The organism is Ulvibacter sp. MAR_2010_11 (genome assembly GCF_002813135.1).
Classification (GTDB): domain Bacteria; phylum Bacteroidota; class Bacteroidia; order Flavobacteriales; family Flavobacteriaceae; genus Altibacter.
In genome coordinates this window covers 451,097-465,250 of the sequence record NZ_PHTY01000001.1, presented here as the reverse complement: position 1 = coordinate 465,250, position 14,154 = coordinate 451,097, and the positions used below count along the sequence as shown (strand labels likewise).

11 protein-coding genes are annotated in these 14,154 nt (G+C 39.6%); 4 read left to right on the top strand and 7 right to left on the bottom strand.

Going from position 1 to position 14,154, the window contains the following annotated elements; translation table 11 throughout:
* Positions 1 to 22 precede the first annotated feature (22 nt).
* A complete protein-coding gene (locus ATE92_RS02255; RefSeq protein WP_100802155.1) occupies positions 23 to 2,572 on the bottom strand; it encodes a BamA/TamA family outer membrane protein in 2,550 nt (849 codons plus the stop codon).
* A 37-nt stretch (positions 2,573 to 2,609) separates the two neighbouring features.
* Here ATE92_RS02255 and ATE92_RS02250 point away from each other — a divergent pair, with 37 nt between their 5' ends.
* Positions 2,610 to 3,338 carry an RNA methyltransferase gene (locus ATE92_RS02250; RefSeq protein WP_198515587.1) on the top strand — a complete coding sequence of 243 codons (729 nt, stop codon included), beginning with the start codon at positions 2,610 to 2,612 and terminating at the stop codon, positions 3,336 to 3,338.
* On the opposite strand, the gene ATE92_RS02245 is transcribed toward ATE92_RS02250, so the two are convergent.
* Positions 3,325 to 4,032 carry a porin family protein gene (locus ATE92_RS02245; RefSeq protein ID WP_100802154.1) on the bottom strand — a complete coding sequence of 236 codons (708 nt, stop codon included), beginning with the start codon at positions 4,030 to 4,032 and terminating at the stop codon, positions 3,325 to 3,327. The genes ATE92_RS02250 and ATE92_RS02245 overlap by 14 nt on opposite strands.
* A gap of 2 nt (positions 4,033 to 4,034) precedes the next feature.
* Positions 4,035 to 4,766 (bottom strand): bifunctional demethylmenaquinone methyltransferase/2-methoxy-6-polyprenyl-1,4-benzoquinol methylase UbiE, encoded by a 732-nt coding sequence (gene ubiE / locus ATE92_RS02240; RefSeq protein WP_100802153.1) that lies wholly within the window; start codon positions 4,764 to 4,766, stop codon positions 4,035 to 4,037.
* 223 nt (positions 4,767 to 4,989) lie between these two features.
* Here ubiE and trkA point away from each other — a divergent pair, with 223 nt between their 5' ends.
* Positions 4,990 to 6,339, top strand: a complete 1,350-nt coding sequence (gene trkA, locus ATE92_RS02235; protein WP_100802152.1) for a Trk system potassium transporter TrkA — start codon at positions 4,990 to 4,992, stop codon at positions 6,337 to 6,339.
* Positions 6,339 to 7,844: a TrkH family potassium uptake protein gene (locus ATE92_RS02230; RefSeq protein WP_100802151.1), complete on the top strand. Its 1,506-nt coding sequence runs from the start codon at positions 6,339 to 6,341 to the stop codon at positions 7,842 to 7,844. Before trkA ends, ATE92_RS02230 begins: the two co-directional genes overlap by 1 nt.
* Before the next feature lies 1 nt (position 7,845).
* Here the strand turns inward: ATE92_RS02230 and purT are convergent, their stop codons facing one another.
* Genes purT through ATE92_RS02215 form a run of 3 tightly spaced genes read right to left on the bottom strand, consistent with a single transcriptional unit; the run spans position 7,846 to position 11,316 of the window.
* Positions 7,846 to 9,009, bottom strand: coding sequence for a formate-dependent phosphoribosylglycinamide formyltransferase (gene purT / locus ATE92_RS02225; RefSeq protein ID WP_100802150.1), 1,164 nt, complete (start codon positions 9,007 to 9,009; stop codon positions 7,846 to 7,848).
* 10 nt (positions 9,010 to 9,019) lie between these two features.
* Complete coding sequence (locus tag ATE92_RS02220; RefSeq protein WP_100802149.1) at positions 9,020 to 10,210, bottom strand: pyridoxal phosphate-dependent aminotransferase; 1,191 nt, start codon at positions 10,208 to 10,210, stop codon at positions 9,020 to 9,022.
* Positions 10,211 to 10,215: 5 nt separating this feature from the next.
* On the bottom strand, positions 10,216 to 11,316 hold the full coding sequence (locus ATE92_RS02215) for an acyl-CoA desaturase (RefSeq protein WP_100802148.1): 1,101 nt from the start codon (positions 11,314 to 11,316) through the stop codon (positions 10,216 to 10,218).
* A gap of 129 nt (positions 11,317 to 11,445) precedes the next feature.
* Between ATE92_RS02215 and rsmG the strand changes: the two genes are divergently transcribed.
* Entirely contained in the window at positions 11,446 to 12,075 is a 630-nt protein-coding gene (gene rsmG, locus ATE92_RS02210; protein ID WP_100802147.1) for a 16S rRNA (guanine(527)-N(7))-methyltransferase RsmG, read from the top strand.
* Positions 12,076 to 12,134: 59 nt separating this feature from the next.
* Here the strand turns inward: rsmG and ATE92_RS02205 are convergent, their stop codons facing one another.
* Complete coding sequence (locus ATE92_RS02205; protein ID WP_100802146.1) at positions 12,135 to 13,802, bottom strand: Omp28-related outer membrane protein; 1,668 nt, start codon at positions 13,800 to 13,802, stop codon at positions 12,135 to 12,137.
* Positions 13,803 to 14,154 lie beyond the last annotated feature (352 nt).

Genomic DNA, 14,154 nt, shown 5'->3' with positions numbered 1-14,154 from the left:
AAAAATAACAAATTTTAATGGTTTAGAAAGGATAGTTGATTCCTATATTATAGACTGCATTAGGAAAATTATAATCTTTAAACCAACGTTCTCCAACCGGTCTGCCCGGGTCGTGGGTTTTAAATCCAATATCGAAGCGAAATACAAAGAATCCGAAATCGTATCGCAATCCAAATCCGGATGCAACTGCAATTTCCTTTAAATCCTGAATCCCGTCAAATCTTGAAGCGGGATCCTCAATATTGTCGAAAACGTTCCAAATATTTCCGGCATCTACAAAAAATGCCCCTTTTAAGGCTCCCAAAATAGTATATCTGTATTCGCCATTCAAAGCGATTTTAAAATTGGCTTCATTAAAGTCGAAGATTCCACCACTGCTTCCGGGTCCCAGGTCGTATGCACGCCATCCACGATTGTCATTGGTTCCTCCGGCAAAGTAGCTTCGGGTGAAGGGAACACTATTGCTATTGCCGTAGGGGACGGCTAATCCACCAAAGACTCTAAATGCTAGCACATTTTTATCGTTCAGTTCCCAGTGTTTTATGTATTCACTTTCCAGTTTAGCATACTGTGAGAAAACCACTCCAAAGGTTTTATAATTTCCATTGGCGTCTTTTGGTAAGCCTGCGATACCTGCAATTCCTGAAAGAACATTACCGGCAATTTCTGCCTTCCAACGAAATCTGGAAAAAGTATTATCCTGTAAGCCCTCTCTGGTATCGCGTGTCCAGATAAAATTGGAAGCGAAAATAAGATTGTTTTCCGTTAGACGGAATCGACGCTCGGAGATACTCAACACCTCATCATAAAAATCTGAATTCTGGTTTGTAGGATCCAGAAAATCATCGATAAACTGATTGGCTTCATCCGGAATTTCCAGCACCGGATTTGCAGGATCGCTAAACGTATAGCCAACATCTTGTGCGATTTCATTAAGACGATCATAAGAGCTGGGATACACATTAAAATAGTTATCCACATCCAAATTACGTACATACTGAATGTTCATAAGGTCTAACTGATTGCGTCGAATCTTTGACGGCTTCCAGCGATAATTAAATATGGCATTCACGGTTTGTCTATCCAACCCTATATTATTCTGAGCACTGGCACCAATACTAAAACTGGTGAAGGGCGACATATACTTTGGAATAAACTTGTCTGTGTTTATCGGAAAAAGAATTCTTGGAAAGGAAAGTTTTATATCGCCTCCAAGCTCTGAGGTATTAAAAAAACTACTGCTGCCATCTCCGGCATCCTTAGAGGAACCCACACTTCCTCTCCCCGAAAGCTCTAATGTTTCTGCACCTCTAAAAACGTTTCTAATTAATAGTGTAGAACTAAAGCCCATCCCAAATTGCTGTATTGGGGAAGGGAAGGGGATGACATCGAAATCTACTCCCAGGGTATATTTTTTCTGAGGGGTGAGTAAAATTGTGGCAATAAGACCTGTTCCGGTCGTATCTGCAGGATCTTCCTGATAGGAGATGTTTGGGTATTTAAAAATACGCAAATCACTTATTTGAGTATAGGTCAAAGTCCTGTCGATATCCTTAAATATTTTATTGGGGGATATTGAAATTGCGTCGGTTATGGCTTTGGGGTTAAATTTAAGGGCGTCGTAGCTGTACAATTTGTAACCATTGTGCGAAGCCGAGTCTTTAAATTGTTCGTTGCGTCTGGTAAATGAATAATCTGTAACCACACGAACTTCATTGATGGTATGTATTTTAAAGGGTTCGGTGTGGCTACTGTCTTCTTCGCTAATTTTCCGATCGGGAATTATGTAAGTAATATTGGCTTTGTGTCCCGTGTTTACGGTATCTGCTTCAAAACCTACGTAGTCCTGATCGAAATAATACAATCCCGAATTTCGAAACTGAATAGTCAATCGGTCGCGTTCATTCACAAAATCATTGGCGGCATACTGTTTGCCGGACTTGATAAATGTACTGGTTCTGGTAGCTTTGAATAAGGAATCAACCACCGGAGAACTAATATTTTCACTGATACTATCTACAAAATAGGGCTGATAACGCTGCACATTGTAGGTAATTGAAGCTCTTTTGGGCCTCTTCTCGTTTTTATTGATGGTGTAATCGGCTTTGGTATTAAAATACCCGAAACTCGAATAGTAGCGTTTCAAACGGTCGAGCGATTTGTTTATTCGTGATTCACTAATTACAACCGGTTCGTCTCCCGATTTCTTAAGCCATTTATTTAATCCCACATAACTATAGCCCAATTCGTCTACCTGCTTTTGAGAGAGAAAACGTACCAGGCGTTCTTCTCGTTTAGGATTTTTATGTAACCATTTCTGGAAGGTTGAATCGGGTTGAGGATCTGCGAGATTGTAAATATGAATACCTATTGGAATTCCTAATACCTTGGTGTTGGGTTTTTGAGCTAACTGACTGTATACCTTTGTGTCTTTGCTTTTTACACTATCTACGATTATTGTATTATCAGTAAGTAAAAATTTATCGTCTGCAACGCGTTTCACTGCGTCACAAGATAAAAGAAAGATAGTTAATCCTAAAATTAATGATATTTTTGTGAGGCTTTGGGTCAATCGTATAGGTTTACTTAAGTTCAAAAATAGGATAATTTTGGTAAGTAAAAGTCAAATAAAATTAATAACGAGTTTACAGCAAAAAAAGTACCGCGATAAAACAGGATTATTTGTTGCTGAAGGTCCAAAAGTTATTGCCGAATTGCAAACAGCAGGTCTTAAACTGTACGCTCATTTTTCAACCGAATTTACAAACACCGCTTCAGAAAAAGAAGTGAGGATATCTGAAGCCGAGCTTCAAAAGATTAGCTTTTTAAAATCTCCCAATACTTCCCTGGCTATTTTTGAAATCCCAAAACAAAAAGAGATTCAAACCAACGGCCTGCAGATTGCCTTAGATGCAGTTAGGGATCCTGGCAATTTGGGAACCATTATTCGATTATGTGATTGGTTTGGAGTTACGCAACTCATTTGTTCACCGGATACGGCAGATTGTTTTAATCCGAAGGTAATTCAAGCGACTATGGGTTCTATAGTAAGAATTCAAATTGTGTATTGCAGCCTTTCGGAATATATAAAGAACTCCCCGCTACCGGTCTACGGTGCCTGTATGGAAGGAACAAATGTATATAGTGCAAAATATCCCGAAGAAGCGCTAATCGTGATGGGAAACGAAGCCAATGGCATTTCGAAGGAAATTATGGGGTTATTGCATGAAAAAATTACGATTCCTCAATTTGGAGTGCGGCAGGATACCGAAAGCCTGAATGTGGCCACTGCAACTGCAATTCTGTTAAGCGAATTCAGAAGGTTTACTGAAAGGTAAAGTTTACGAAAATACCCCGAGTTGATAATTGGTCGATGTTACTTGTCCATGGACTGTTAGGGTCTTCATCTCTAACCAACTCGTCGCTCATGGCAAAAACACCACGTACGGAAGGTGTGAATTTGAAATAATACAGATATATATCAATACCAAATCCCAACTCGTAATAGCTGGTGCCGTTCGTCATTCTAAATTTCCCAGAAGAATTATCATCCGGATTTTTTTGATCACTGGATAGGTTTAACGAGGTGGAAACACCGCCTACGATAAAGGGGCGAATGTTATTAAGGCGCTTGGTCGATAATTTTATTAGTAAAGGAACATGGATGTAAGTAGATTTCACCTCTCTTAGAAAATCCCTTTGCTCTTCGAAATTTGGAAAGGTTAAATTACGCTGAGTGTAATACAATCCGGGCTCAAGACGAAGATTTACATATTCGTTAATTCGCATGTCTCCAACCAGTCCTACATTAAAACCCGATTGTGCTTCAACAAGCACATCGGTGTTCGCATCTGTATCTTGATTGATATAATCAATTTTAAAATCATAGCTGTTAAAGCCTAAAAAATAACCCCAAGTAAGAAAACGTTTGTCAAAATCTTCCAAATTAGCCAACCGTTCTTTGCTGAACAGCTGTGCGTGAGCACTTTGCGCAAACACTAATATTGCTAATACAAATAGTATCTTCTTCATAATTATTTTGTAGCTGTATAAATAGTAGCCACCCCGAATGTTTGTGGTTTATTTTTCACCTCTATAAACCCGATTTTTCTTAAAATATTGTTGAGCGTTTCTCCGTAAGGGAAAACAGAAGCACTTTCACATAAATATTTGTAGGCGACTTTGTCTTTTGAAAAAATTCTGCCTATTAACGGAAGCAATCCTTTCGTATAAAAGTAATATCCTTGCTTGAACGGAAATTTTTTCGGAATTGAAGTCTCCAAAATTATAAATAGCCCGCCCGGAGCAAGTACTCTATAAATTTCAGAAAGTCCCTTTTCCAGATTTTCAAAGTTTCTAATTCCGAAGGAAACAGTTATTACTTCAAAAGAACCATCGACAAAGTCTAATGCTTCGGAGTCACCTTTTATAAACTCAATCTTATCATTTAATGGTGTGCCTGTTACTTTTTTCCGCGCCATTTCCAACATTCCTTCCGATAAATCCAACCCTACAATTCGCGAAGCGTTTATTTTTTCAGCAAACTGAATGGCAAGGTCCCCCGTTCCTGTAGCGATATCAAGTATCGAATTTGGATGTCTTTCCGCCACCATTTTTAACACCTTTTTGCGCCAGGAGGTATCTGTTCCCAACGAAATCACACGGTTAAGTCCGTCGTAATTCCCCGAAATAGTATCGAACATTTTCTCAACTTGTTTCTTTTTGTTGAGGTCGGAATCTTTATAGGGTGTTATTTTTTCAGTCATAGCAAATAGCGTGCAAAGCTACCAATTTTTTGCAATTTCAATGTAATTGAAGCCGAAATAGATTTTCTGAAGCTTTTCACTAATTTTATTAAATTTCAATACCTTTGCCCTACTTATTGCTTACAAATAGTTATGACAAGCGTATAGGAGATGGCCGACTTCGTTTTTAAAATGAATCTCCTATTTATTCCATCTCATTTAAAAAAACAATAAGAAACAAACGATGAAAATTATTATTGCCGGTGCCGGCGAAGTTGGATTTCATTTAGCAAAACTCCTTTCTTTCGAGTCCCAGGATATTACACTCATAGATACAAACAGAGATTCTTTGGCCTATGCCGATACGCATTTGGATATTCGGGTGGTTAGGGGTGATGCAACCTCTATTTCTGTATTGAAAGACTCCAAAGTGGCGGGAACCGATCTTGTGATCGCAGTAACCTCCAGTGAAACGACCAATATTACTGTCTGTGTATTGTCCAAACAATTAGGAGCCAAACGAACCATTGCCCGTATTTCGAATACCGAATTTATAGACAATAAGGAAGAGGTGGGATTTACAAAATTTGGAATAGACGAACTAATTTCTCCCGAATCTCTGGCGGCAAACGAAATTGAATTACTTCTTAATCAAAGTGCCTTTAACGATACTTATGAGTTTGAAAGCGGCGCATTAACCATGATTGGCTTGTCCTTGTCGCGTACTGCGGCTTTTGTGGGTAAAACGGTTCGGGAAGTTGGATTTCAGTACCCCGAATTAAAATATGTCCCCATTGCAATACAGCGTTATGGAACACAATACACTCTAATTCCGCGAGGAGACACTCAATTTAAGGAAGGAGATCAGGTCTATTTTATAACCACCAAAGCGGGAGTTGAGCATATTTATAAGCTTACCGGGAAAGTACGGCAGGAAATCAAGAACGTAATGATCTTGGGTGGAAGTAACATTGGACGTAAAACCGCTCGTGACCTTTGTGAAAGTAGCTTTAGAGTAAAACTCATTGAAAGCGATAAAAATAAGGCCTTCGAAATAGCCGATGAGATTCCCAGTTGTTTGGTAATAAACGGGGACGGACGCAATGTCGATTTACTTATGGAGGAATCCATTCAAGATATGGATGCCTTTATTTCGGTAACAGGAAACAGTGAAACCAATATTATGTCTTGTTTGGTTGCCAAATCGAAAGGTGTAAAAAAAGCAATTGCGCTGGTTGAGAACATGGATTACTTTCAGTTATCGCATTCCATTGGTATAGATACCCTTATCAACAAAAAACTACTGGCGGCAAACAATATTTTTCGCTATGTGAGAAAGGGAGAAGTCGTTGCAATGACCAAATTAAACAATATGAATGCCGAACTCCTTGAGTTTATTGTTTCTCCTACATCCAAGGTCTGCGATTCTCTAATTAAAGAAATTGAATTTCCCCGCTCTGCCATCATTGGTGGAGTTGTAAGAAACGGCGAAGGTTTAATTGCTTTGGGTGATTTCAGAATAAAAAGCGGGGATCGTATTGTAGTGTGTTGCTTGCCGCAATCCATTTCCAAGGTTGAAAAACTTTTTGTGTAATGCGCGCTATCTCTACCATTAATTTTAAGATTATTTTTCACCTTATGGGCTTATTGCTCACGGTTAACGGTGCATTTATGCTGTTGGCTGCCGCGGTGAGTTTTCTCTATAATGATGGGGTGGTGTATGAAATGTTTATGTCCGGCGTAGTAACTCTTGTGATTGGAGGAGCTATTATGCTGGTTACCCGAAATCATCGTAAAGAAATACAAAAAAGAGAAGGGTATATTATTGTTACTTTTGGATGGATTTTTATGTCCTTGGCAGGAACTTTTCCTTATGTGTTTACCGGAGCAATTCCGAGTTTTACGGATGCCTTTTTTGAAACCATGAGTGGATACACCACAACCGGAGCCACAATTTTAAACGATATTGAAATAATACCTAAAGGGGTATTGTTTTGGCGCAGTATCACCCATTGGATTGGTGGGATGGGGATTATTGTATTGGCAATTGCCATTCTGCCTTTACTGGGAATTGGAGGCATGCAGTTATTTGCTGCCGAAGCTCCCGGCCCCGGAGGCGATAAGTTACATCCAAGAATTACTGATACGGCCAAAAGGTTATGGTTAATCTATGTAGGATACACTCTTGCCGAAACCTTGCTCTTAAAATTGGCAGGGATGAGCTTTTTCGACGCTATAAATCACTCTTTAAGTACTTTGAGTACCGGAGGATTTTCAACAAAGAATGCCAGTGTCGCGCATTGGAATGACCGACCCCTCATACAATATATCATTATTGTTTTTATGTTTTTGGCAGGGACAAATTTTGTACTTAGTTACTTTGCTTTTAAAACCAAATTCAGAAAGATTTTCAGGGATGAAGAATTTCGACTTTACTCCTTGTCGATCATTATATTTACTGTAGTTGCGGCGCTTATTATTTATTTTCAAGCCGATATGTCTGCTTCAACCATTGCACACCCTATGGTGTATGGAGAATTTGAAAGTGCCGTAAGACATGGTTTATTTCAGGTATTGACAGTGGTGACCACCACAGGGTTTATAAGTGCCGATTTCACGCTATGGACGCCCTTTTTAACGCTATTCTTCTTCGGTTTGATGTTTCTGGGGGGGTCTTCCGGATCTACAGCCGGGGGTGTAAAAATTGTACGTCACCTCATCATGATAAAGAACGGGATTCTCGAGTTTAAACGCACCCTACATCCGCATGCTATTTTACCCGTTCGTTATAATAATAAAGCGGTACAACAACCTATTGTATTCAATATTCTGGGCTTTTTTATTCTGTATATGTTATCCTTTATCGTTGGTGTTTTGGTGTTCTCGTGGATGGGCTTAGATTTTAGTACGGCCCTGGGAGGTGCAGCGGCTACGCTTGGGAATGTGGGTCCGGCCCTGGGAGATTTGGGACCTGTAAATACTTATGCAAATCTGCCGATGATGGCAAAATGGTGGGCTACTTTTTTAATGCTAATTGGTCGTTTGGAACTCTTTACCGTACTTATTCTATTAACGCCATTCTTCTGGCGAAACAGGTAGATTACAGCACCACTTTAATTTGTTTGGCAAGTGTTTTTGCTCTTGCTGTAACTTCCGAAATGTCTTTCTCTAAGGAATCGTATGTAACCACAACGCCCATTCTTCGGTAGGGACGGGAAGTAGGTTTGCCAAATATTCTGAAATCGCTTTTTACAGCTCCCGAAACCTTTTCAATACCTTCGTAGGTAGGATTTTCAGAATGGCCTTCAGCCAAAATAACAGCTGAAGCACCTTTGCGCTCCAGTGTAATTTCAGGAATAGGAAGACTTAAAACAGCGCGTAAATGCAATTCAAATTCATTAAAATTTTGAGTATTGGCCAGCGTCACCATTCCCGTGTCGTGCGGTCTAGGAGATAATTCGGAAAAATAAACACCCTCATCGCCTACAAAAAATTCGACACCCCAGATACCTGCACCTCCAAGGGAAGCCGTGACTTTATCGGCCATATGCTTTGCTTCCTTTATAGCCGCGTCCTCCATAATTGCAGGTTGCCAGCTTTCCATATAATCACCGCGTTCTTGTCTGTGACCAATAGGAGGACAAAATAGGGTAGGACCGTTGTTTTGTGTTAAGGTGAGTAAGGTAATTTCGTAGTTGAAATTAATAAAAGCTTCCACAATTACTTCGGCAACATCGCCTCGAGACCCTTCCTGAGAATAGTTCCATGCCTTTTCGATATCTGCTTCGGAAGAAATTGTACTTTGACCTTTTCCGCTGGAAGACATAAGAGGTTTTACCACGCAGGGAATTCCAATTTCAGCAACAGCTTTTTTTAACGAAGTGGCCGAGGTTGCATACCTGTAGTTTGCAGTTTTCAGTCCTAATTCTTTGGCTGCCAAATCCCGAATCGCTTTTCGATTCATGGTAAAGTTGGCTGCTTTGGCTGAAGGCACTACCGTAATTCCCAACTTTTCGTAATTGTATAATTTTTCGGTGCGAATAGCCTCGATTTCGGGAACAATAAAATCGGGTTTATGTTTTAGTACAATGGCATCAAGCGCATCACCATCCAACATATTAATTACTTCATAGCCATGAGCCACTTGCATGGCAGGTGCGTTTTTATAGCTGTCAACAGCTATGACGGTTTGGCCAATGCGCTGCGCAGCGATCACAAATTCTTTCCCTAATTCGCCGCTGCCCAGAAGTAAAATTGTTGCCATTTTTGAGAATTTATGCGGTCAATGCTGCTTTAATTCGGCGCATCGCCTCTTTAATATCTGCCTCGGAAGCTGCATACGAGATTCTTATACAGTTTGCATCTCCAAAGGCTTCGCCCGTAACAGTAGCAACGGTTGCTTCTTCCAGGAGGTACAAAGAAAAGTCGGAAGCCGAATTAATTTGTTTCCCGCGAAGGGTTTTTCCGAAGTAATAGGTAATATCGGGAAATACATAAAATGCACCTTCAGGTTCGTTGGTTTTAAATCCGGGGATTTCTGCAAGCAGATTTAAAATAAGGGTACGTCTTTCTTTAAACGCATCGACCATATACTGAATCTTACTCGGTGGATTTTCCAAGGCGGTAATCGTAGCACGTTGGGCGATACAGTTAGTTCCGCTGGTAATTTGTCCCTGCATTTTATTACAAGCACGCGCGATCCACTCGGGACCACCAATGTATCCAATACGCCAGCCGGTCATTGCATAGGCTTTCGACACTCCGTTTACTGTGACGGTTTGGTCATACATATCGGGGAATTGTGCCATAGAAGCATGATTGCCCGTAAAATTGATGTGTTCGTAAATTTCGTCACTAATCACAATAATATTGGGGTATTTCACCAATACATCGGCCAATGCCCTTAGTTCTTCCTTGCTGTACACCGAACCACTTGGGTTACAAGGAGAACTGTAAATCATCATTTTTGTTTTGGGGGTAATAGCTGCCTCCAATGCTTCAGGGGTTACCTTAAAATCCGATTCGATTGAGGAAGGAATTTCAACAGGAACTCCACCTGCCAATTTGCTGATATCTGCATAACTCACCCAATACGGAGCAGGTAAGAGCACTTCATCGCCATCATTCAGTAATACCATCGCCAAATTCGCCAGGGACTGCTTTGCACCGGTAGATACCACAATTTGAGAAGGGGTATAGGTAAGTCCGTTATCCCGTTTAAATTTGGTGATAATGGCATTTTTTAAATCCCCGTAACCATCGACCGGGCTATAGGCATGGAAATTATCCTTTATCGCCTGAATAGCGGAATCTTTTACAAATTCGGGGACCGTAAAATCGGGTTCTCCCAAGCTTAAACCAATAATATCTTTGCCTTCTTCGCGCAGTTCTCGCGCTTTCGCTGCCATAGCAAGCGTGGCCGAAGTTGCCATTTCGTTAACACGATTCGAAAGTTTTGGGTTCATAGGTATTATGCGGGAACTACAGGTTTTAGCCCCATTTCTCTAAGATGTTTAAAATGTGCGATAATCGCTTTGCGGGTAGTTTTGTATTCGTTATACGGTAAATTGAATTCGCGTGCCGTCTGTTTTACGATTTCTGAAATCTTTGTATAATGCACGTGACTGATATTTGGAAAGATATGATGCTCCACCTGGTGATTTAAACCTCCGGTAAACCAATTCATGATTTTATTTTTTGTCGAAAAATTTACAGTGGTGAACAACTGGTGTATTGCCCAGGTATTTTTCATCGTTCCTGAAGGATCGGGAAGTACCATATCGGCTTCTTCTACCACGTGTGCCAATTGAAAGACCACACTTAATATCATCCCTGCTACATAGTGCATTATAAAAAACCCAATTAAAATTTTCCACCAGGCTATTTCAAAAAAGAGAATTGGAATTGCAATCCAAACTCCAAAATAGATAAGCTTTGTGATAATTAATATACTCCATTGTGCTACGGGTTTCGGGAACTTCCCAAAAGATAGTTTTCTGGAGAGATAGCGCTTCGTTTGCTGGAAGTCGGTAGTAAGAGCCCAATTAAAAGTGAGCAGCCCGTATAAAAATACACCGTAGTAGTGTTGAAATTTATGGAATTTATACCATTTTGCGTGCTTCGAAAATCGAAGAATTCTTCCAGCTTCCAAGTCCTCATCGTGGCCATGAATATTCGTATAGGTATGGTGAAGGACATTGTGCTGCACTTGCCAGTTGTATACATTCCCGGCCAGAATGTACATACTGCTCCCCATAACTTTATTGATCCATTTTTTGGAAGAATAGGCGCCGTGATTGGCATCGTGCATTACATTCATGCCTACTCCTGCCATTCCAACACCCATTACGATTGTGAGCAGCAGTTGTGCCCACCATGGAAAGTCCAGCGTTAGAATAAGGAAGTAAGGGGAAAGGAACAACGAAAACATAATAACGGTCTTGAGATGTAATCTCCAGTTGCCGTTACGTGATATTTCATTATCCTTAAAATAATTGTTTACACGCTTGTTGAGGGTTCTAAAAAACTTGGCTGAGTCAATTCTTGAGAAGGTAATCTGTGTGTTGCTCAAAATGTGTTTTGTTTAAAATGCGGATTTCACGTTTAGGAAAACGCAAAAATACGCATCTTAAGTCTAAATTTGCCTTTGAAAATCATAAATTTATTAAGGAACCGCTATTTTAGCTGTTCAAAACTCATAATGGAATCACTTCTCGACTATTTCCCGCATCTATCTGATATTCAGAAACAACAGTTTGCACAATTGCAAGAATTATACAAGGATTGGAACTTGAAAATTAACGTTGTTTCCCGTAAAGACATCGACGAATTGTATTTAAGACATGTCCTTCACTCTCTGGGAATAGCCAAAATAGTTCAATTTCAACCCAAAGCTAAGATTTTAGATGTTGGTACCGGTGGCGGATTTCCGGGAATTCCATTGGCAATACTATTTCCGGAAACACATTTTCATTTGGTAGATAGTATTGGTAAGAAAATTAAGGTAGTTGAAGAGGTTAGCCGTGGTTTGGACCTTCAGAATGTAAAAATTACCAATGCAAGAGTAGAAACACTGTCCGGTCAATACGATTTTATTATAAGCAGAGCCGTCGCGCAAATGGACACCTTTGTGCACTGGGTGGATAAAAGGGTTGCGAAGAAAAGCATTCACAATCTTAAAAACGGTATTTTGTATTTAAAGGGAGGCGATTTAACTGAAGAACTTTCCTCTTTTCCAAAGGCAACTATTTTCCCATTGCAAGATTATTTCAGCGAGGCATTTTTTGAAACAAAAAGTGTGGTACACCTTCCGTTGAAGTACAAGGGATAATAATCAATAAAAAACTCCGACGATTTCGTCGGAGTTTTTAGAAAAAAAGTAGTTATGAATTAGTTGGATATTACTAATCTTTCAACTTTCACAGCATTATCGATTGTAATTTTTACAAGATAAGTTCCTGTTTGTAATCTTGAAACTTCTATTTGATCACTGTTTGAAGAAACAGTTTTTGAAGCCACTTCTTGCCCCAGTAAATTATAAATGGTTACTGTTGCGTTTTCAGCATTTGCGATGTTTAAAATGGCGCTTGCCGGATTAGGATACAATACAATTCTTTCTAATGCACTTTCTCCTGTACCAAGAATATCACCCGATGAGAAATATCCTGAATCTCCCGATCCGTAATTTCCATTAGAGCTGTACATCACTTCATTAGCTGTATCGTATAAAACAATGGATCCTCCACCGTTATTACCCGAATCATATACGCTAAATCTGTAACAATCGGTTGTGAATTCGAATGTTTCATTGATCGTTTCATTGTTTCCGTAAGGTCCTCCGCTGTAAACAGTAGCACCGGCAGAATTTACAATGTCCCAAGTACACTGACTTCCTTGGCTTCCGGTGTTTAAAATCATGGTTACAGTTCCAACAGCCGCAGGTGCGTTGTCAAAGGTTCCGCTCACGGAATTATTTGAATTATTATCGTCGTTTTCCAAAGTGACTTCCACTGTATTTACAGGCTGTGTGGTATAGGAAACAGCCGGTAATTCAACAGTTTCATTCTGCAAAGAAGTTAGGTTACCGGTCCAATTGTATGTTTGAGTAGCACCACCATTTACAGAATAGTTAATGGCAAGGGCCGTCAATGGATCAGCTCCCACATTTTGAATATTTACCTTAGGCGTAATATCAAAACCACATTGCACATCAATGTCGTCTACATACCTTGCGTAAACGTCATTTGCGTTTGCAAACCCTGTATAGGTTGGAAAGGCACCGGCTCCACTTGGAATTTCACTTTGTGTTTCACTTACAAAGGCAACAATTTCCATATCTGCCAATTCGGTTGGCACGTTGTTATACATAGCAGGAATAGTATACGTAAATGTCTGGTCAATAAATGATCCTGTAGTAGTAGGAGATATAGAAACTCCCCATTGCCCTGTAATAAGTTTTACCAATCTATGCATATGTACATACTCGTTACCCATATTTCCACCGGTTTGTGGTCCTAATGTATTATTTTGAAGTAAGGCCACATTCAACATGTTTGTTGCTTGCGGGCTGTTTCCTGTGTAATACGCTTCCACATGAACAGTAAGTTCATTGGTAGAAACATCGATTTCGGCTTCAACCGCAACATTTACATAGGATCCTTGTCCCAATGTTGTATTGGCGGCACCGGTCCATGACCCTCTTCCCATTACAGGAGTGCTCCCGGAAAAAATATGACGATTAACCATCCCTGAAGGGTAGCTGTTTGCGCCAAAATAACTTCGGATACCTTCTCCGTCCGGAGTTCTAAAATCAGGCTCATTGCCACTCGGAACAGCAAAGCCACCTGCATGTATATTAATTAAAAATACATTACCGGGGTTGTTGTCCTGTATTGCTTTTGCGATGGCATGACCATCAGGGCACCATACACAATGTAATCCTGTAAATTCTTCCAGGACTACTTTTTTATTTTCGGGTGTCGTACTTACAATTGTTTGACCATACGAAAAGGTCGCCAAAAGCAAAAATATTAGGGAGGTGGGTAATTTTTTCAGCATTTTATCTAAATTTTAGTGAATGTTATAATTTTTTTGAAATGTTTCAGTTTTTTTTGAAAAATAAATCATTATAGTGGCTAAATATACAAAGATGTTGTTAATATACAAGGCTGAGTAAGCTGCTGGAATGCGATTGGACATGGTAAATTTTAACTTTCATTTGTAAAAGCTTTTTATCAGTGCTATCCCATTAAAATAATAGGATTTCAGAAAAAAAATAAAATTATTGAATTATTGTTGAATTTTCGCTAAAAACGCAATAAACTCTTTAAAATAAAGGGGTTAAGACTGCTTAAAATTTAAAATATTATTGTGAAGATGTCAATAAAAATGTATTTTAGCCGAATATGAA